We start from the raw sequence: 20,881 nt of genomic DNA, 5'->3' as shown, positions 1-20,881 counted from the left end.
TCCCCGCTGGCTATTACCGGAAAACCGATTCCCGAACCTATGGTCTTAAAAAGGTTTTTTCCTAAAATCTTCGTCTGGAATATATATTGCCATAGCTTTTTGGTGTCATCCCAAAAATAATAGCCCTCAAAACCCGCTGATGCTGCATTATCCAAAGACACCAGCATTGCATTCTGGCTCGGACCAGGGTCTGTCGTTGAGAAACGGCTTACCGTAGGAAATAATATTCCTGCGGAACTCTCCGGGGTATCAGGCGTTTTTGCCTGAATATCCAGTGTGGCTTTAGGCGCATTGGTATTGATCCCTACTCCATTTTGGGCATGAAGACTTACTAAGGACACCATCAGAAAACAGGTAATAAATATTTTTTTCATAGCTCTAAGTCTTTAATTAATCATTCAGATAGGTCATCGTGATGCAATTGGTTCCATATCCTGTATAAACACTGCTCCCGGTTTCTGTGGTTTTTTGTATGGTTACCTGTAAAATATCATTTTGGGCCAAAGCCACAATCCCACTAAGGGCAACACTCGTTGCTGTTGTACCCTCATTGGTTAAAGAATTGGAAGTCGTCAGAATGGTGGCCCCGTTCTTTTTAATTCTATAGGTATATATGGCTCTGTTTTCGTTAACCGTGCCTACTGTTTTCTTTAAGGCCGAATTAAAGCTGATCAGGTAGTTCCCGCTTTTCCCTACCGTAACCTGATTCCCGGAAACTGAAAAACCCGAAGGGTTAAATGCTTTAAGGGTATTGAATAATACAGTATTCTCGGTATTCCCCGAGGCGGAATAACCGGTTCCCGTCACCACATAAATAGCATCATCAAACGTCCGGTTAAAAGTGCTTAGAAAAGTAACCCAGGCGGTACCGTCCCAATAATAAAAACCATCGGGAAGCGTGGCATGCTGAAATAAAAAAACCATATGCCCTTTTGCCTGGGGTGCAGGAAAAGCCTTTACTCTCGGAATTAAGATCCCGTCCATACCCGTAGGTGAGGAAATACTCGACGGTTCTATGTGCAAGCTGGCAGAAGGAACTTGCGTCTTTATTCCTACCTGGGCTTGTAACAAACAAAAAAAGGCCGAACCAAAAAGGATGTTTATTGTTAGTTTTTTCATAGGTAATTTTGAATTAATCATTAGAAAATATAGAATCAAATATGGTTAGGTTCAAGTAAATGTATCAAATTATTTTATCAACCTTAGCTCATAACGATTATGTAAAATTAACTAAATTTTATTGATAAATACAAATAAATAACATGAAAAAACAAACAGTAAAATGTTAAATATATTTAATGTTTTAAATTATCACTAAATAATGAATTATACTATTGTAAAAAAATAATGCTTTACTTTTTGGTAGTTATATCTTTTAAAATAAATTTGTAAAAAACTTCTATTGAAAGACCTGCTTCTTATTACTCCTCCTTTTACCCAACTGAATACACCCTATCCTGCAACTGCATATATAAAAGGTTTTCTGAATACCAAACATATATCGTGCTATCAGATGGATTTAGGAATTGAGGTGATATTGAAGCTATTTTCAGCCGAAGGACTTCAGGAAATCTTCAACACAACAATCGATCTGAAGACAGCTTCTGAAAATTCCCAGAGGATATTTGCCTTAAGGGAAGAATACCTTAAAACCATAGATCAGGTTATTTTCTTTCTCCAGGGAAAAACCCCGACATTGGCAAGACAGATCTGCAGTATGAATTTCCTTCCGGAAGCATCCCGTTTCAATCAACTGGATGATATGGAATTCGCTTTTGGAAATATGGGCTTACAGGATAAAGCTAAGCATCTGGCTACTTTATATTTAGAAGATTTATCTGATTATATTGTTGAACACATTGATCCGGATTTCGGATTTAGCAGATATGCAGAACGATTGGGGAAAAGTGCCAATTCATTTGATGAATTGTATTCAAAGCTTTCAGATGGTCAAACGTTTATTGATACAATTACTTTAAAAATCCTTCAGGAAAAACTGGAAATGATCCAACCCAAATTGGTGTGTTTTTCAGTGCCTTTTCCGGGAAATTTATATTCAGGTTTTCGATGCGCTCAATTTATTAAAGAAAATTACCCTCACATCAAAACCGTGATGGGAGGCGGTTTCCCGAATACGGAATTGAGGGAAGTTAAAGATCCAAGAGTTTTTGAATTTTTCGATTTCATTACTTTGGATGATGGAGAATTGCCTATTGAACTGCTTCACAAACATATCTGTCAATCTGAACAAAGTGAAGAATCTCAATTCAAAAGAACTTTTTTAATTGAAGATCAAAAGGTTATTTATAAAAACAATTCCAAAAGGCATGATTATAAGCAGGCCGAAATTGGTACTCCGGACTATTCCGATTTGTTGCTGGGTCAATATATTTCCGTTATTGAAATTGCCAATCCGATGCACAGCTTATGGAGTGACGGAAGATGGAACAAGCTTACCATGGCTCACGGATGCTATTGGGGAAAGTGTACTTTCTGTGATATCTCTTTAGATTATATCAAAATTTACGAACCTATTTCCGCCAAAATTCTGGTAGACCGGATGCAAGAGCTTATCAAAACAACCGGAGAAACAGGTTTTCATTTTGTAGATGAGGCCGCACCTCCTGCCTTGATGAGGGAAGTTGCTTTAGAAATTCTAAGAAGAAAACTGGTTGTAACCTGGTGGACGAACATCCGTTTTGAGAAAAGCTTTACCCGTGATTTATGTTTCTTACTGAAGCTTTCAGGTTGTGTCGCTGTTTCAGGAGGCCTGGAAGTGGCGAGTGACCGACTGTTGAAATTAATTGATAAAGGAGTTTCCGTAGAACAAGTTGCCCAGGTAACCAGGAATTTTACCGAAGCCGGAATTATGGTTCATGCTTATCTGATGTACGGCTACCCGACTCAAACTGTTCAGGAAACCGTGGATTCATTAGAAATGGTAAGACAGATGTTTGAAATGGGAATCATGCAAAGTGCTTTCTGGCATCAGTTTGCAATGACCGCCCACTCTCCTGTAGGTTTGAATCCTGAAGAGTTTGGAGTCATCCCGCAGAAACAGGAAATTCTGTTCGCCAACAATGATGTTGATTTTAAAGATAAAATAGGAATAGATCACAATAAGTTTAGTTTCGGGTTAAAAAAATCTCTTTTCAATTATATGCATGGAATTAATTTTGAGATTCCGTTGCAGGATTGGTTTGATTTTAAAATTCCGAGAACAACTGTTCATCCGGATTATATTCACGATTGTCTTTTGGAAGAAGACCAGTTCAGTTTCAAAGGAAATTCAAAAATTATTTTTCCGGATAAAAACGTAATCGCTGAGAATTACGTAAAAACAAAAAAGAAAAACTCCTGGCCGTATACGCAACTTACGTTCCATTTAAAAACCAACATTGTGAAGGTGGATCTGGAGCAGGAAAAAGCTGAATGGCTGGTAAAAGTACTTGCTGAAAATTCTATAGAAAATGAAAGAAAAGTTACGCTGCAACAATTGAAGTCTCAATTTGAAGAACATTTTGAAGATTTTGAATTGTTCTGGTTTTCCAAGCCGATGCAGCAACTGAAAGATAATGGAGTAATCTTAAGTTTGTAAACGCAACTGCAACGAGCCTTTTTATTTTTCGGTGCCTTCATTTATAACAGGGCCTGCCGTCAACTTACCCTGAACTTTAATAAAATTCGGATCCATGATTGCCATTCTTTCTGCGATAGCCTTATAAGTCGGAAATTTCAGGATGGATGCCCTTCCTGATATATCTTTATAAATGGTAAATACTTTTCCACCTGCGGTTTTCAATTGTTTGGTGGTGGTAATATATCTGCCGATATATTTGCTGTTGGCATCATAAATTTCAATATCTACAAAAGTTTTATCGGTGATGGTATCTTCAGAACCGAAGCTTACCGGCAAATTGGTAAAATATCCAACAGGTTTACCATTACTCAATATCTCTCCTACATTATTAACCGTAATATTCAATTTATCAATTTTACTCCTTACTGAATATGCTTCTTTGGTTTTATTATCCAGTTTTCTTTTAGGAGCATTGGAAAACAGATCGTCCAGATTCTTGATATTGATTCCCCTGTTATCAATAATTTTCAGGCCTTTGACAGAAGTATAGACCGCAGACTTTTCTTCACCTGAAAATGCAGAGGGAGAAATATAATCCAGATCAATGGTTTTTTCTCTGTTATAGACCCTGTTGATTTTTATATAGCTGTCCCTTACAGAATCCACTATGCTTTTGTCAACAAACTCAATGGTATAAATCGGAGTTTCTTTTAAGTCCATAAAAGTATAAACACTTGACTTATTAGAAATTTTTGCAACATGAATTCCGTCAAGACTTACGATTCCTCTTTTGGTTTTAATGTCCTGAGCATTGAATACGACTCCCAAAATTGCAAATAAAATGATTAAACTTCTCTTCATAAAATCAGATTCTTACGCAAATAAAAAAAGTGTAACAAAGTTACACTTTCTTGAAAATATATTTAGCTTTTCGTTTAATTATTCACAAAGGATAATTCCTTTATTATGATTAAATTCTACAACACCGCTTTTGATTGGGTAAGAAAAAACAGAATCTTTCTCATTTTCTTTGGTAAAATATTTGGCATATGCTTCATTGATAGATTTTGCATATAATTTTACTTTACCACCCATTAAAGAAGATACAATTCCTGCGTGGTTCTGCATGATGTGGAATTCACCATTTTTTCCCGGCAGCAATACAGAATCTACTTCGCCTTCAAAAACTACGTATTCTGGTGTTAAAATTTTTATATTCATTTTAATTTAGATTAAAAGATTAAAAGATTGAAGATTAAAAGATTTGATAAACATTATATGTCTCTCATCTCATGTCTAAAAATCTTATTTCTAATTATTAAGCGTTTTCAGCCAACATTTTTTGTCCGGCTTCAATAGCTTCCTCGATAGTTCCTTTCAAGTTGAAAGCAGCTTCCGGTAAGTGGTCTAATTCACCATTGATAATCATGTTGAATCCTTTGATGGTATCTTTAATATCTACCAAAGCTCCAGGAATACCTGTAAACTGTTCCGCTACGTGGAATGGTTGAGATAAGAATCTCTGAACTTTTCTTGCACGATAAACTACTAATTTATCTTCTTCAGAAAGTTCTTCCATACCTAAGATCGCGATGATATCCTGTAACGCTTTATATCTTTGAAGAATTTCTTTTACTCTCTGAGCACAGTCATAATGCTCATTTCCGATGATTTCAGGAGCAAGGATTCTTGAAGTTGAATCCAGTGGATCTACCGCAGGATAGATACCTAAAGAAGCAATTTTTCTTGAAAGTACCGTAGTGGCATCCAAGTGAGCAAACGTTGTTGCAGGAGCCGGGTCAGTTAAGTCATCTGCAGGTACATATACTGCTTGTACTGAAGTAATGGATCCGTTTTTAGTGGAAGTAATTCTTTCCTGCATCGCACCCATTTCAGAAGCAAGTGTCGGTTGGTAACCTACCGCAGATGGCATACGGCCAAGTAGTGCAGATACCTCAGAACCAGCCTGTGTAAAACGGAAGATATTGTCTACGAAGAAAAGTACGTCTCTACCTTGTCCTGCTTCTCCACCGTCTCTGTAGTACTCGGCTAATGTAAGTCCTGAAAGGGCAACTCTAGCTCTTGCACCTGGTGGCTCATTCATCTGTCCGAAAACGAATGCCGCTTTAGAATCTTTCATCACTTCTAAATCTACTTTAGAAAGATCCCAACCTCCGTTTTCCATAGAGTGCATGAAATCGTCACCATATTTGATAATTCCTGATTCCAACATCTCTCTCAAAAGGTCATTTCCTTCTCTCGTTCTTTCCCCTACTCCGGCAAATACAGAAAGACCTCCGTGTCCTTTTGCAATATTGTTGATCAACTCCTGGATCAATACGGTTTTACCTACACCCGCACCACCGAACAAACCAATTTTACCTCCTTTTGCGTAAGGCTCGATTAGGTCGATTACTTTAATACCTGTATATAAAACTTCAGCAGAAGTTGAAAGTTGATCGAATTTCGGAGCTTCTCTGTGAATAGGAAGACCTCCTTCTTTAGAAACATTTTGAAGTCCGTCAATAGCATCACCAACAACGTTGAAAAGTCTTCCGTTTACCTCATCACCGATTGGCATTGTAATAGGTTTTCCGTACCCGATTACTTCCTGACCTCTCTGAAGACCATCAGTTGCATCCATTGCGATACATCTTACTGTATCTTCACCGATATGTTGTTCTACTTCTAAGACTAATTTTTCACCGTTTCCTTTTGGAATTTCTAACGCGTCATAAATGTTTGGAAGTGTCTCCACATCTCTAAAAACTACGTCGATTACCGGACCAATAATTTGAGAAATTTTTCCTTTAATTTGGTTTGCCATTGCTAAATTTTTTCTTGGTGCAAATATAATGAAACTTCACAAACCCACAATTGATAAAAAAAAGATTTTTATCATGCTTTTTGGGGAATTTTGAAATCGAATGATAAGATCATTTTACCCGGATATTATCAAATGATGCAGGCTTATAATTATTTAAAGGGATTACATAAAGTCCCGGCAATTATAGATGATATAAAACAGCTTAACATAAAATAACTTAGAATAGATTATTATAGATTATTCTAAAGGCTTTATATTTGCACTCAAAATTTTTTTCCGTTTTGAAAGTTTTCAAGAATTTTAATGATTATTCCTCTCAAAAGCCTTTGGCATTGTCTTTAGGCATGTTCGACGGAGTACATCTCGGGCATAAATGTATTATTGATGAATTGATAAAAGTAGGTTCAGAAAACAATCTGGAAACTTCCGTTCTTACTTTTTGGCCTCATCCTCGTTTTGTTTTTAATCCTAATGAAGATCTGAAACTTCTGAATACACTGGATGAAAAGACACTGCTGATGGAAAAATACGGCATCAATAATTTATTCCTGAAAGAGTTTGATAAAGAGTTCAGGAACCTTACGGGAGAAGAATTTGTACGACAAATCCTTGTTGATCAACTGAATGTGAAGTATCTGATTATAGGATATGACCATTCTTTCGGGAAAAACAAAAGCGGGAATTTTGAATTACTTCAGAAATTATCCAAAGAACTGGACTTTGAGGTTGAACAAATGGAAGCCATCAACATTCATGAAAACAACATAAGCTCCACCAAAATAAGAAATGCGTTATTGACAGGTAAGATTAAAGAAGCTAATGAAATGTTGGGGTACTCTTACTCTGTATCCGGGAAAGTAGCTCACGGAAAGAAGATCGGAAGAACAATTGGGTATCCTACCGCTAACATTGAAACCGATTCAATTAAGCTTTTACCTCAAAAAGGGGCTTATATTGTTGAAGTATATGTAAAAGGACAACAGTATAAAGGAATGTTGAGTGTGGGAACCAACCCTACTGTTAATGGTGAAAAATTAACGGTTGAAGTGTATATCCTTGATTTTAATGAAGACATTTATGAGGAAAAGATTATGGTGAAATTCAGGGATTTTCTTCATGAAGAGATCAAGTTTGAAAATCTTGAAAAGCTGATTGAAAGGCTTGATGAAGATAAGAGATTAACAGAAGAATTTAATTTTTAAAAATAAAAAAAATGCTTACCAGATCGGTAAGCATTTTCCTTTGTTATTTATATCCTAAAATCTGGTTTTCAGAATTGATGGCTTCTTCCACGAATTTTTTAAACTCAGGATATTGTTCTTTTTTGATATTATCCCACGGTGTAATGGCCGTCCTTGTAATTTTCAGCCTGTTGTTTTTCTGCAATTCGTAACTGACAGCATATTTGAAGTTGTTGTAAGCTAAAGTTTTATTCTCCGGAATCTCAATAAATTTCATAGTTTCAGGAATATTCAGGTATACTTCTTCCATATATTCGTTCTGTCTTTCGTATTTGGTGTACTGAATATCCGTATTCCTGTGTTCCGTAGCAATAATTTCTTTGGTAAAGGGCTTGGTTACAAAAGGTATTTTCATAATCTTAAGGCTTCCGACGGATTGTGGCTTATCATTCACATTAAACTGGATTTCATAAGCTAATGGTTTTGCCGTAAGATCTTTACTCTCCAACAGCTTGATCCCTTTCACACTGATTACTTTATCCAGCACGGAACCATATTGCTCTTCCATAGCTTTCTTCCGGAATTCATCCGTTTGCTCCGGCTGGAAGAAATCATTGAAATAGCTTTTTGTTTCTCCCATCACATATTGTTTGGTAAGAAAGTTCTGATTATCTCCGTCTACGGTTACATCACTCACCGTTCTGTATACGGATCTTGTATTGTTATCTGCCGAAATGTCTATTAAATTGGCAGGCCCGCCATTAATTACCAATGCTTTTGCCTTATAATTGGATTTTACCGTTGCATTGAAGGGAAGATATTTATCAGTCATTTCAAGATAAGTTTCTTTGCCATCGAGATTAACTTTAACGATACAATGGTTGAAGTTCAGGTTCGGTAATAATAGCAATTGTGGAGAATTGTTATTGGTCTGAACCAGGACAAGGTTGGATTTTAACCCAGCCTGATTGCCTAAAATTACAAATAATGTGGAAAGGTCTTTACAGTCTCCGAGTTTGGTAACTAACGTTTTGGATGGTTTTTGCGGAATGTAGCCGCTCTGACGGAAGTCTACAGAACTATACGTAACATTTTTTTCAATATAGTTATAAATTTTTTCTGCTTTCTCTGTATCTGACATTCCCGAAACTCCCTGTGGGAATATTTCCTTAAATGCCTTTTCCACTACTTTATCGGAAACCATGCTTTTTTTGGTAACGTCAGCATACCAGTTGGCAATTTCCTGCCATGTTTTGATTGAGTTGGCCGTCACTGAAATGGTAGCATCATAAAAACCAGGACCATAATATTCTTCTAAGTCTAATTCAGGAAGATCATTCAGCTTCCAGGTCTGGAATAATTTGTTTCCTGATTTCTTTTTGGTAGAACTGATCTCTTTATTGTTATTTTTAACCTGATAATTCATACTTTCAGGGGTGATAACTGTAAATATGGATTCTACAACCGGATATTCCGAGTTGAAATAAGAGCTTAAATTAAAATCTTTATAAAACCTGCCGCCACTTCTTTCCAGGTTTTCTTTTTGGATAAGAATGACGTCCCCGATAGCCAGATTGGTGAATACAATCTGATCATCGGATTCTTCACCCGGAATAATAGTTCCATCCGGCTTTACGATTTCAGATTTCAGGACATCATCATTGTAGTTGATGTAATATTCCTTCATTTCCTCAATTCCTTTATCCGAGGTAATTTCATAGGCATAGGTACTTCTTTTTTTCAATCCTCCTTCCGGATATATATTAGCAATATATTCGTCCAAAAGTACGGTGACTCCCTTTTTACCTTTTATTCCTTTGCTTCTTCTTTCTGCAATTAATTTATACAAATCTTTTATTGCGGTCTGATCGATCTCGTCTTCCGTTTGGTCCAAATCTCTCACCAGCTTATGCATACCCTCATTTTCAGTATTATGCGAAAGGGCAAGTTTGGCAAATTTCACGGCTTCGGCCTTTTTATTTTGTTTGGCCAGGTTTTCAGCTTTCTCGGCAAGTAATGTGTAAGAGTATGGAAAATTACCCAATGCATCTTCCACTTCCTTCATAATTTCCTGATTCTGGGCATGATCATCCAAAAGACTTATATACTGGCTTCTGAAAGAATTGATGGAAGGGTATAATTCTATATATTTTTTCAGGATTTTTTTCTGGTCCTCTACTCGATTGGCTTTCTGATAATAACTGTATAGCATTTCCATAACATCCGGGTTCACTCTTTTCTCGTAAGCCTCTTCAAATTTTTTGATGGTCACACTCTGGTCTTTTTTATCAAAGTCTTCCAAAGGAGTAAATACGGCAAAGAATTTTTCATTCACCCCATAGTTTTTCTTCAGATTGGTAATATGGGATTTCACTTTATCCATATCCCTGTTTCTCATGGCTATAATAACATCAAAGAATTCAGACATATTCTTAGCCTTTGTTTTTGCCAATACATCCCTGTATTTCTCAATATCCTTGATCGGTGCATTTTCAAACTTATCCCAATCTCCCATTTTCATGATAGGAACCAGGAAGTATTCAGCATCATTGAGTTCAATATTCTTGAATACTTCTGAAACCTTCTCTGCATCTTCTATATTGTTATAGTAATTGGTAAGTAATCCCTGTACAAGAGAAGATTTCGGATATACTTTCAGGAATTCATCGATGAATTCTTTAGCCTGTTCATTCTGGAAATTGCTTAAATAGGCAGATGTTAAAAGATATTTATAGAAAAAGCTGTCTGGATTCTGCTTAATTTTTTCTTTAAAGAATGTTTCGTATTGCAATGGTATTTCCTTAGGCTGTAGCTGAGCCCATGTGCTTTTCTGATAGGTTTGATAGGTGTCCGAGTATTTCAGATCAGTAATTCTCTGGTAACTGGTATCAAAAGGAATGACCATAAAAGCATTTCTGACGCTTTTTGCATCAAACTTTAAAAGCAGCCTGTTCATCCCTTTAGGCAAGGTAACTTCCACCAAATGAGCTCCGAGATTGGTATATCCATCGCTGGTGCTCGACAGGATTTCCGTATCATTTAAAAATAACCTGAATTCTGCATTGGTATCCACTTCCAGGAGAATTTTCTTCTCAGTAGGATTTTCAACGAAAGATTGGGCATACACGATTCCCCTTCCGTACTCCAGTTCATTGACAAAAAATTCGAAGCCGTCATTAGAAGGATATTTTCTGTTGTACCACCCTACATTTCCAAAACTGTTAGCATTGAATAGTTTATCATTGTTAGCATACGTTTCCGGTTCATACTCATTATATAAGCCACTTCCGTTAAGGTTTTCAAAGACTCCTGCAAACTGCCATTTATCAATTCTTTTAATCTTATCAATTGCTTTATCGGCTTCCTGAGAATTGTTTCGTCGTCTGTCCAATATCGCCTTGACTTCAAGAACGGTAGGTGAATTTCCATACACTCCATCCTGTGCAAGAAGATCGATTTTTTTATAAGAGTAATCATCCAATCCGCTGTCTTCACTATCTCCAAATACAAATTTCTTTTTGAAAATGGGATATAAATAGGTTTCTTCCGGTTTAAGGGCAATAAAATTCTTAACAAACGTTTCATCAAAGATCAGCTCTCCGCTTTCTTCCTCAATCAATGCATCCAGAAAAAGAGATTCGAAGTCTTTTAATTTATGGTCTTTTAAATTTTTATCAAAATAGTTCCTTGCTTCTAATCTTTTGTTATTCAACAAAAGATCCCAGGTTTTCATTTGTTCTTTGGATTGCGCAAATGCACTTACCGACAGGAAGTAGACAGCGGAAATTAATATTTTCCTCATATTTAATGGTTATGAATTTAAAATTGTGTTTTGAATTTTCTTGGTTAATGATTTAAATACTAAATCATAAGACTGGTCAATCAGCTGTAGAATAAGTTCTCTTTTTAACCCATCTACCAAAACGGAGTTCCAATGGGTTTTATTCATGTGATAAGCCCCTGTAATCTGCGGATATCTTTCACGAAGCTCCGCACTCCATTCAGGATCGGTTTTTACGTTGATGGAAAAGGGTTGTTTTTCTAAAGGTATTAATAGAAACATTTTAGTTCCTACCTTCATTACCAATGTCTCGCTATCAAAAGGAAAGGTTTCTGTAACGCCCTTTTTAGCCAGGCAATAGTCTAATATTTCATTTGTGTCCATGGTTATTGAATATACTTCAAATTTAAATACTCAATATTATTAAATTTTTGTAAATTTAAAAGAGAAACTTGAATTTTATTTAATCAAAACCTTGAATTTGTTATGAAAGCTCTGGTCATTGGCGCAACAGGTGCTACAGGTAAAGATTTGGTGAGCCAACTGCTCAACGATAAAGATTTCGAAGAAGTCGATATTTTTGTAAGAAAACCTGTAACTATTCAGGACGATAAGCTGAAAGTTCATGTAGTGAATTTCGAAAATCCGGAAGAATGGAAAGATCTGGTCAAAGGAGATGTTGCCTTTTCATGCTTGGGAACAACTCTTAAAGATGCAGGGAGCAAAGAAGCTCAGAGAAAAGTGGATTTCAATTATCAATATGATTTCGCCAAAGCAGCCAAAGAAAATGAAGTGGAAGATTATATCCTGGTTTCTGCGTACGGCGCCAATCCTAAATCTAAAATATTCTATTCAAAAATGAAGGGGGAACTCGAAGAAGCGGTGAAAGAACTGCATTTTAATAAGATCACGATCTTTAAACCTGGAATGCTGGAAAGAAAAGATTCCGAGAGAGCGGGAGAAGTTTTAGGCAGCCGGATTATTAAATTTGCTAACAAACTAGGTCTTTTAGAAAGCCAGACCCCTTTACCTACGGATGTCTTGGCCAAAGCAATGATTAATTCATCCAAGATAAAAAGCTATGGTTACTCCAGTATAAAATTGGGGAATATATTTTGTTTTGCGGAGAAGAGTAATGAATAACTGGATCAATAAGTAATAAAAAAGGTTCTGGCGGTGTTTCACACCGCCAGAACCTTTTTTATATTTAATATTTATTTCAAATACTTCGTAATCGCTTCATCCGTAGGTTTCGTAGTACTTACGAAGGAATCAACCAGTTTTCCGTTTTCGTCCACTAAAAATTTGGTGAAGTTCCAAAGGATGGTTGTGTTTTTCACTCCGTTTAAGTCTTTTTCCGTTAAATATTTGAATATCGGAGCTGTGTCGTCACCTTTTACGGAAACTTTTGCAGCCATAGGGAATGTTACTCCATAATTTTTCTGGCAAAAAGCTCCGATCTCAGTATTCGTTCCGGGTTCCTGCCCACCAAAATTATTGGCCGGGAAACCTACAACTACCAATTTATCTTTATAATCTTCATATACTTTTTCCAAATCGGCATATTGTGGGGTAAAACCGCATTCGGAAGCTGTATTAACAATAAGGATTTTCTTTCCTTTAAAATCTGCAAAGTTGATTTCTTTGCCATCAAGGCTTTCCACTTTGAAGTCGTATATCGTTTTTCCCATAAGTTCGTTGGTTTTAGCTTTAGAGATTTCACTTTTCTGATTGGTGCAGCTTTGTAAAAATGCAACAAAAGAAAGCAGTACTAAAAAAATCTTTTTCATATTTATTATTGTTGTTTAAAACTTAAAAGTATTGGCAGGGAATACTTTGTTGATATCAATTTTATTGATGAGCATTACATAATCTCCATCTTTTTTAGGGCTTAAAGATTCAATTCTGAAAGGCATTGTAAGATTTCCAACTTTTTTATACTCAGAATAATTCAACGTTTCATCTTTCTTTACTTCCCTTAAAAGCATGTACGTCTTTGCATCGAAATAGTATATGTTTTTATTGACATTTTTAGTAAGCTCTACTTTATGGCAGTAGATATTGCCTATCTTTTCTTTTCCGAGATATTTGGCTTCAAAACCTTTACTTTCCCAGTCGATGAAATCATTGTCGAAATTTTCTGCCACATAATCTTTATATTCCTGAAGTTTGTTGGCTGCATAATTCATTGCATACCCTTTATTACCATCATATCCTTCAATAGGTGTTTCCTTGTTGCCTATGGTAATAAGTGTTTTAGTAAGATTGGGACGTTGCTGGTAAATCTTGATCGGATATTCATCCTTAATTCCCAGGATTACTTTTCCTTGAAGTAATACTGAATTCAACAGCTTCCAATTCGTTAATCCTCCGGATAATTCAATATTTTTATCTATAATTTCCTTCGCCGTTTGCGCAAAGGATAATTGAGAGAATATCAGGATCAATACTAAAACTAATTTCTTCATTAATTCAATTTTATCAATTCAAATATAAGGCTTTGTGGTGAATTCTTTTGTTAATAATATGCTAAAGTAATGACTGAAAAATAGATTTACAGAATAGCAAAGGTGAATTTGCAAAAAGTCTATGCTATTTGTTAAAAACCTATTCACAAAAAAGCAATTTTACGACTTTCAGAGTAGTTTTCTTGCTTTTTCCAGGTCTTCCGGTGTATCTATTCCTACTCCGATGAAATTGGTTTCTATCATTTTGATTTTCATACCATATTCCAGATATCGGATACATTCAATTTTTTCAGATATTTCCAAAGGTTTCATTTCCAGCTTTGAAAACTGGAGCAAAGCATGCTTTCTGAATGCATACACACCAATATGCTTAAAATAGCTTACATCATAAGAAATTTCCCTGTGGAAAGGAATTACAGAACGGCTGAAATATAAGGCAAAACCATTATTATCCGTAATCACTTTTACGTTATTCGGATTTTCTATTTCTTCTTTTTCGGAAAGCTTTATTTTTAAAGAGGCTAAAGAGATTTCCTGATTATGATCTTCTTTAAATACTTCAATCAATTGCTTCAAAGGTTCTAATTTCAGGAAAGGCTCATCTCCCTGAACATTGATCACAATATCACAATCTATATTCTGTACCGCTTCTGCAATACGGTCACTTCCCGTTTCATGCTGTCCCGTCATAACAGCTTTTCCGCCATTATTCACAATTTCATCAAAAATAATTTCAGAGTCTGTGGCAACAAAAACTTCATCGAATAAGCCAGTTTCAACAACATTTCGATACGTCGTTGTAATGACCGTTTTTTCTCCTAAAATCTGCATCAATTTTCCGGGAAAACGGCTTGCCTCATAACGAGCGGGAATGACTGCGATTATTTTCATAAAAGTTATGAGTTATGAGTTATGAGTTGTGAATTATGAGTTTTTACTTTTTGTAGTTATTATAATACTTCGTATCATTTTCAATATCTCTAAAGCCTTATTTTTTAAATTTTCAAACTCTTCTTTAGAAATGTAATCTGTAGCAAATAGTAGCTCAAGCCAGTAAACTGTTTCGTCACATTCTTTTTGAGAAATAGACAGCTTATGGATGAAATCCATTTTGCTTTGTGCATTTAAGGCTTCTCTAATATTAGCTCCAACAGAAGTTCCTGAACGAAGTAATTGTTTGGATAAAACAAATTCTCTTTTTCAGTAGTAATTTTTTTATAAAAGTTAACAATATCTACCGCAAATTCAAAACTCTTTTTCCCAACAATGCTCTCACTCATAATTCATAACTCACAACTTATAACTCTATGGGTTTTATTTCAAATTGTTTAATGCGTTTTCCAATTTTGGCATCATCACTTCAATTTCATGGATGTCTAATCCTCCTACTGAAGCACGGAACCAAGGCTCGGATTTATCTTCTCCAAATGCTGAGAACGGAACTAAAGCCACACCCGCTTCGTTGATCAGATAGAATACTAAATCTGATGAATTTTCAATAACAGATCCATCCGGTTTTGTTTTTCCGATGTAATCTAATTTGATGGTAAGGTACAATGCTCCCATCGGTTCAATGCTTTCTACAGCTAATCCTTTTCCTTTTAAGTCCTGAATTCCATTGTGAAGAATTTTTAAACTTGCCTCAAGCTTTGCTTTAAAGTCTTCTACAAAAGTATCCACATTTTCAGGCTCTTCATAGAATTTTGCAGTAGCTTCCTGTTCCGGTTTTGGTGCCCAGGCTCCAACGTGTGTAAGAAGGGCTTTCATTTTATCAATGATATGAGCAGGACCGAATCCCCACCCTACACGAACTCCTGTCGCAGCAAGGCATTTGGAAATTCCATCGATGTAAACAGTATATTCTTTCATTTCAGGGAAAAGGGAAACAGGATCGAAGTGTTTTGCCCCGAATGTAAGGTTTGAATAAATCTGGTCATACATTAAGTACAACGGCTTTTCATTCTCACCTCTTTTTTTGTTCTCAGCTAAGACCAATTCGCAGATTTCTGAAAGCTGGTCTTTGGTGAACATTGTTCCCGTTGGGTTTAATGGAGAACACAATGCCAGTAAAACAGCTCCTTCCAAATGAGGTCTTAAGTCATCTGCTGTAGGCAGGAAATTATTTTCAGGAGTTGTTTTTACTTCCACTCCGTTCGCTGAAGTAAGATATGCGTAGTGATTGTTATTCCAGGATGGAGTTGGATACACTACTTTATCCCCTTCATCAACGATGGTTTTGTAGACAGCATAGATCAAAGGTCTTGAACCTGCTGTGATCAAAATATCATTCGGGGAATATTCCAAATTCCATCTGTTTTTTAAGTCTTTGGAAACTTCTTTTCTTAAAGATAAAAGTCCATTAGCAGGCGGATAATTTGTCAGATTATTCTGATAAGCTTTCTGAATCTCTTCCTTCAACTTTGCCGGTATCGGATAGATATTGGAATTCAGATCACCAATAGTAAGATTGGCTATTTCTGCTCCTTTCGCCTTTAATTCATTTACTTCATTACCAATTTTTACAATTTCAGAACCAATCAGGTTCGCCGCTAATTTTGAAACTTTCACTTTTATTTTTATTTATGTTATCTTATTACTGTTATAAGTTATTAATTATGAGTTATGAGTTTTATTTTTGTAGTGATGATTATGCTCCGTATCATTTTTAAAATTTCCATTGCCGGATTTTCCGGATAATGCTTTCACTCATAATTCATAGCTCATAACTTCTAACTCATGCTTATGTTAACTGCAAGTCGTTTTTTACCTGCTCTATTTTCGCTTCCAAAATCTGCAATTTCTCTCTGAAATCTGCTTCAGAAGTGATGGAATCTTTTACTGAGATATAAAATTTAATTTTCGGTTCTGTCCCTGAAGGTCTCACACAAACTTTAGTTCCATCCTGAGTGTAATAAATCAGTACATTCGATTTTGGAATGTCATTCATCACTTTCTTCTCGTTTTGAGATACGATGAAATTGGTCTGCTCTTTAAAATCTTTCACTTCTTCCACTAAAGAACCTGCTAATTGCTTAGGTGGGTTTTCACGGAAATTCTTCATCATATTCTGGATTTCTTCTGCTCCGTCTTTTCCTTTTCTGACAAGGTTGACCAATCCTTCATAGTACATTCCCACATTTTCGTAAACCTCGATCATGTACTGGTACATTGTTCTTCCGTTGGCTTTACACCATGCTGCAATTTCACAGGCCAGAACGATACTTCCGCAAGAATCTTTATCGCGAACAAAATCTCCGGTCATAAATCCGAAGCTTTCTTCCCCACCACAGACAAATTTTTCTTTTCCTTCGGCTTCACGGATCATTTTACCGATCCATTTGAATCCTGTAAGTCCCGCTTTACACTGAACTCCGAATTTCTGAGCGATATCGAAGAAAATATCTGAAGTTACGATAGTAGAACCAATGAATTCGCTTCCTGTTATTCTATCCTGTTTTCTCCATTCATTCAGAATATAATAAGTAAGAATAGTGTTGGTTTGATTTCCGTTCAGTAACTGCATTTCACCGTCAAGGTTTCTTACGGCAATCCCCAATCTGTCTCCATCCGGATCTGTTCCGATAACGATGTCTGCGTTGGTAATTTTTGCCAGATCCATTGCCATTTCCAACGCTGCGGGTTCTTCCGGGTTTGGAGAATCTACCGTTGGGAAATTTCCGCTCGGGATCATTTGTTCCCTTACCAGGTCAATTTTCTTGAAACCTGCTTTTTCTAAAGCTTTAGGAACTGTTGTATACGTTGTTCCATGAATAGAGGTGAAAACGATATTTAAATTTTCTTTTCCTACGTTCTGATAGGTAGAGTTTTCAATACACGCATCAATATACACATCATCCTGTTCTTCTCCTATCCATTCGATCAGGTCATCATTTCCATTGAACTTGATTTCATCAAATTTTACGGAATATACTTCGTTGATAATGGCTTCATCATGCGGAGGAACAATTTGTGCCCCGTCATTCCAATATACTTTGTAGCCGTTATATTCCGGTGGATTGTGAGAGGCGGTCAATACGATTCCTCCGTTACAATTTTTATCACGAACGGTAAATGACAATTCAGGCGTTGGTCTGTGATCTTTAAAAAGAAGCACCTTGATTCCGTTTGCCGTTAAAACATCAGCAACCAGTTTTCCAAATTCTTTTGAATTATTTCTAACGTCGTAGGCAATAGCTACTTTAATTTCTTCATTAGGAAACTGCTTCAGCATATAGTTCGCAAGCCCCTGTGTAGCTTGACCTAATGTATACTTATTTAAACGATTGGTTCCAACACCCATAATTCCACGCATACCTCCTGTTCCGAACTCCAATTCTCTGTAGAAAGAGTCTTCCAGATCGGGAGAATTACTATCAATCAGTAATTGAACAGCATCTCTTGTTTCCTGATCAAAGGTATCGCTTAACCAAAGTTTTGCTTTTTCTAATGTTGTCATATTTGTATTTCGTTTTTGGGCTGGAAGATTGAAGCTGGGAGCTGGAAGTTTTCCATTATCCTGTTTCAAAGTTTCAGCTTATTATTCATTATTCCTTTATTTGGTTTCTGAAAGCTATAATTTGATTCATCAGGTTATAACTTTCATTATATAAACTCATTGTTCTTTCTTTTTGGGTTGGAAGATTGAAGTTGGCAGCTGGAAATCTTCCTTCATCCTGCTTCAGACTTCCAGCCTTTGCTTATTCCAGTTTTTTATTCTCAACCTTTGTTGTTTTATCTATCTTAAACGCTCGAATCGGGTCGTTATAATACAAAAATTTCGCGGTATTCTGGATATGTCCTTTTAGAGAATCTTTTACATTCACTTCTGCATAATTCCCGTTTTTGGAATCAATATCCAGGTTGTCGATTTTCCAGTAAGGAGCAATTAAACTTGCTGTATCTGAAATCTTGATCACCGCCTGTTTAGTAAACCCACGAAAGTTGGCCCTGCTTCTGTTCTGCATTTCTATTTCTGCCCTTCTGGTGTTTACCGAACCCATAAAAGTAGCGTTATTTTTCAAATTGAGCCTAAAATTATCGGTTTTTATTTCACTTGAAATATTCATTTCCACGGAATCCGAAATAGAAACTTTTTCAAGATTATATTTTGAATAAATGGTTATGTTATAAAAATCTACCCCTTTTGTTCCTCTTTTTTCTTTAATGAAAAGTGTTTTATCTTTCACATCAATATCTAAGTTATTGGTAACATTCGGATAGGTTTCTATTTCCACAAAATTCTTCATTCCTCTTGCATAGAATACACGGAATTTTCCATCCATATCAAGATTTACAAACTCTGAAACATCCACTGTTTTATTTTCAATATTTCCTTTTGGAGAAATTTTTCCACAGGAGACTAATGCAAAAACGGCTATTCCGTATAAAAGATTCTTCATATTAAATCACTTCATCAATATTGTAATTCTTATGTTCTCTGTTGGTTCTGATAATCATTTCTCCTAAAAATCCTGCTATAAAAAGCAGTGTCCCCATGATCATCATAGTCAAGGCAATGTAAAACCAAGGGTTACTGGTAATCAGATGTCCGTAAATTCCTTTGGAAACGTCAATTAATTTGGAGATTCCCAACCAAAGAGCAGAAAGAAACCCTACAATAAACATCAAGGTTCCCACCGCTCCGAAAAAATGCATGGGTCTTCCTCCGAAACGACTTACAAACCAAAGGGTTATGAGGTCTAAAAATCCACGAATGAATCTTTCCGTTCCGAATTTTGAGGTTCCGTAAGGCCTTGCCTGATGCTGTACTTCTTTTTCCGTAATTCTTCTGAAGCCTGCATTAGCAGCCAAAACCGGGATATATCTATGCATATCTCCATATACATCAATCGATTTTACCACTTGTTTTTTATAGGCTTTCAAACCACAGTTGAAATCATGCAGATACACTCCGGATACTTTTCTGGCAGCAGCGTTGAATAGTTTGGAGGGAACATTTTTCGTCATTACATTATCGAAACGTTTCTTTTTCCATCCGGAAACAATATCATAATTATCCTCTATTACCATGTTATATAATTCAGGAATTTCTTCCGGAAAATCCTGAAGATCGGCATCCATAGTGATGACCACATCCCCGTTTGCCCTTTCAAAAGCAGCGTGTAGTGCCTGCGATTTTCCATAATTTCTGGAAAACTTAATCGCATGAATCTGAGGATGCTGTATTTTCAGGTTCTCGATGATATTCCATGATAAGTCTGTACTTCCGTCGTCTACGAACCATATTTCATAGGATAAGCTGTTGGTCCTACAAACATCATCGATTCTTGAAAAAAGCTCTTCCAAAGAGGCTTCCTCATTCAATAGCGGAATAACTATAGATACTTTCATTTAATTCTGGTAAAAATTTATTCTTGGGTGATTGTTTCCTGATAGATTGTTTTTGTTCTGAAAAACGCTCCGAAAAACAATGACAAAACTACATAAAATATAAGAATTGCCGCAAAATATCCGGAAAAATGACTGGCTGTAAGCATATCTTTTCCTTTAACGGCTTCGGGAGTGAAACTCTGGCTTCTTTCTTTATATTTTTGGTCCAGCTCATCAATATCTTTCTGGTGTTTCAATATTTTTCTGGCTGAAGTATATTCTTTGTCCAACTCGGCTTTTTGTCTCTCTACATACTGATAGTTCAACAGTTTCTTAGCATCCGTATCAACAAAATTAAAAAAAGCATATATGCTGAAAATAGAAAGAATTCCCCCGATAAACATCGGCACGAATGCTCTTTTGAAAGCTTCCCTGAAACTAACGACCTTATGATTATTCCAGTAAGATTTTACAGACCAGAAAGCCGTACCTGCATATAAAACAGGCAAAAGGAATGCGTTGATTTTGAGCGATGTATCAAAATAGTTGATTCCGGAAAAAAAGTAATATACTATGAAAAAAACGATCATAGTAGCTATAAAAAGTATAATTCCTAATGTGGATGGACTCTTCGTCATAATGTTATTTTAGAAAAATTTCTGAAAAATTATTGCTCTAAATGTCAGTATTTTAGCAGTGTTAAAGCGTTTTTCA

General features: G+C 36.0%; 18 protein-coding genes and 1 pseudogene. 3 read left to right on the top strand and 16 right to left on the bottom strand.

Features of this window, described 5'->3' with window-relative positions; translation table 11 throughout:
- Together BCF58_RS17360 and BCF58_RS06760 are read right to left on the bottom strand one after the other, a co-directional pair.
- A pseudogene (locus BCF58_RS17360) lies at positions 1 to 374 on the bottom strand (hypothetical protein); the annotation flags it as partial.
- Positions 375 to 390: 16 nt separating this feature from the next.
- On the bottom strand, positions 391 to 1,119 hold the full coding sequence (locus BCF58_RS06760) for a hypothetical protein (protein WP_147462040.1): 729 nt from the start codon (positions 1,117 to 1,119) through the stop codon (positions 391 to 393).
- A 283-nt stretch (positions 1,120 to 1,402) separates the two neighbouring features.
- Between BCF58_RS06760 and BCF58_RS06755 the strand changes: the two genes are divergently transcribed.
- Positions 1,403 to 3,598 carry a B12-binding domain-containing radical SAM protein gene (locus BCF58_RS06755; protein ID WP_121460992.1) on the top strand — a complete coding sequence of 732 codons (2,196 nt, stop codon included), beginning with the start codon at positions 1,403 to 1,405 and terminating at the stop codon, positions 3,596 to 3,598.
- A 21-nt stretch (positions 3,599 to 3,619) separates the two neighbouring features.
- Here the strand turns inward: BCF58_RS06755 and BCF58_RS06750 are convergent, their stop codons facing one another.
- The 3 genes from BCF58_RS06750 to atpD form a co-directional block, all read right to left on the bottom strand.
- On the bottom strand, positions 3,620 to 4,441 hold the full coding sequence (locus BCF58_RS06750) for a hypothetical protein (protein WP_121460991.1): 822 nt from the start codon (positions 4,439 to 4,441) through the stop codon (positions 3,620 to 3,622).
- A 78-nt stretch (positions 4,442 to 4,519) separates the two neighbouring features.
- Positions 4,520 to 4,801, bottom strand: coding sequence for a FoF1 ATP synthase subunit delta/epsilon (locus BCF58_RS06745; RefSeq protein WP_121460990.1), 282 nt, complete (start codon positions 4,799 to 4,801; stop codon positions 4,520 to 4,522).
- A gap of 97 nt (positions 4,802 to 4,898) precedes the next feature.
- Positions 4,899 to 6,407 carry a F0F1 ATP synthase subunit beta gene (gene atpD / locus BCF58_RS06740; RefSeq protein ID WP_121460989.1) on the bottom strand — a complete coding sequence of 503 codons (1,509 nt, stop codon included), beginning with the start codon at positions 6,405 to 6,407 and terminating at the stop codon, positions 4,899 to 4,901.
- Positions 6,408 to 6,688: 281 nt separating this feature from the next.
- Between atpD and BCF58_RS06735 the strand changes: the two genes are divergently transcribed.
- Entirely contained in the window at positions 6,689 to 7,609 is a 921-nt protein-coding gene (locus BCF58_RS06735; protein ID WP_121460988.1) for a bifunctional riboflavin kinase/FAD synthetase, read from the top strand.
- Between the two features lie 43 nt (positions 7,610 to 7,652).
- Here the strand turns inward: BCF58_RS06735 and BCF58_RS06730 are convergent, their stop codons facing one another.
- Positions 7,653 to 11,390, bottom strand: a complete 3,738-nt coding sequence (locus tag BCF58_RS06730; protein ID WP_121460987.1) for a DUF3857 domain-containing protein — start codon at positions 11,388 to 11,390, stop codon at positions 7,653 to 7,655.
- Between the two features lie 9 nt (positions 11,391 to 11,399).
- The gene (locus tag BCF58_RS06725) at positions 11,400 to 11,753 is read right to left on the bottom strand and encodes an MmcQ/YjbR family DNA-binding protein (RefSeq protein ID WP_121460986.1); all 354 of its coding nucleotides are present in this window, start codon (positions 11,751 to 11,753) and stop codon (positions 11,400 to 11,402) included.
- A 102-nt stretch (positions 11,754 to 11,855) separates the two neighbouring features.
- On the opposite strand from BCF58_RS06725, the gene BCF58_RS06720 reads away from it, so the two are divergent.
- The gene (locus BCF58_RS06720) at positions 11,856 to 12,512 is read left to right on the top strand and encodes an NAD(P)H-binding protein (RefSeq protein WP_121460985.1); all 657 of its coding nucleotides are present in this window, start codon (positions 11,856 to 11,858) and stop codon (positions 12,510 to 12,512) included.
- Positions 12,513 to 12,583: 71 nt separating this feature from the next.
- Here BCF58_RS06720 and BCF58_RS06715 read toward each other — a convergent pair whose 3' ends face one another.
- The 9 genes from BCF58_RS06715 to BCF58_RS06675 all read right to left on the bottom strand — a co-directional run bounded on the left by BCF58_RS06715 (position 12,584) and on the right by BCF58_RS06675 (position 20,805).
- The gene (locus BCF58_RS06715; protein WP_121460984.1) at positions 12,584 to 13,159 is read right to left on the bottom strand and encodes a glutathione peroxidase; all 576 of its coding nucleotides are present in this window, start codon (positions 13,157 to 13,159) and stop codon (positions 12,584 to 12,586) included.
- Positions 13,160 to 13,174: 15 nt separating this feature from the next.
- Positions 13,175 to 13,837 (bottom strand): histidine kinase, encoded by a 663-nt coding sequence (locus BCF58_RS06710; protein ID WP_121460983.1) that lies wholly within the window; start codon positions 13,835 to 13,837, stop codon positions 13,175 to 13,177.
- Positions 13,838 to 14,005: 168 nt separating this feature from the next.
- On the bottom strand, positions 14,006 to 14,728 hold the full coding sequence (gene kdsB, locus BCF58_RS06705) for a 3-deoxy-manno-octulosonate cytidylyltransferase (protein ID WP_121460982.1): 723 nt from the start codon (positions 14,726 to 14,728) through the stop codon (positions 14,006 to 14,008).
- Between the two features lie 33 nt (positions 14,729 to 14,761).
- Entirely contained in the window at positions 14,762 to 14,977 is a 216-nt protein-coding gene (locus BCF58_RS17575) for a four helix bundle protein (protein ID WP_228434749.1), read from the bottom strand.
- A 174-nt stretch (positions 14,978 to 15,151) separates the two neighbouring features.
- Entirely contained in the window at positions 15,152 to 16,405 is a 1,254-nt protein-coding gene (locus tag BCF58_RS06695) for a pyridoxal phosphate-dependent aminotransferase (RefSeq protein WP_121460981.1), read from the bottom strand.
- A 172-nt stretch (positions 16,406 to 16,577) separates the two neighbouring features.
- Positions 16,578 to 18,293, bottom strand: a complete 1,716-nt coding sequence (locus BCF58_RS06690) for a phospho-sugar mutase (RefSeq protein WP_121460980.1) — start codon at positions 18,291 to 18,293, stop codon at positions 16,578 to 16,580.
- A 241-nt stretch (positions 18,294 to 18,534) separates the two neighbouring features.
- Positions 18,535 to 19,236: a GIN domain-containing protein gene (locus BCF58_RS06685; protein WP_121460979.1), complete on the bottom strand. Its 702-nt coding sequence runs from the start codon at positions 19,234 to 19,236 to the stop codon at positions 18,535 to 18,537.
- 1 nt (position 19,237) lies between these two features.
- Complete coding sequence (locus BCF58_RS06680) at positions 19,238 to 20,188, bottom strand: glycosyltransferase family 2 protein (protein ID WP_121460978.1); 951 nt, start codon at positions 20,186 to 20,188, stop codon at positions 19,238 to 19,240.
- Between the two features lie 17 nt (positions 20,189 to 20,205).
- On the bottom strand, positions 20,206 to 20,805 hold the full coding sequence (locus BCF58_RS06675; protein ID WP_121460977.1) for a DUF4199 domain-containing protein: 600 nt from the start codon (positions 20,803 to 20,805) through the stop codon (positions 20,206 to 20,208).
- Positions 20,806 to 20,881: the final 76 nt, after the last annotated feature.

This window comes from Chryseobacterium defluvii, from assembly GCF_003634775.1.
Taxonomy (GTDB): domain Bacteria; phylum Bacteroidota; class Bacteroidia; order Flavobacteriales; family Weeksellaceae; genus Chryseobacterium; species Chryseobacterium defluvii.
Note: the sequence above shows the minus strand (reverse complement) of the source record. Positions and strands in the feature narration are given on the sequence as shown.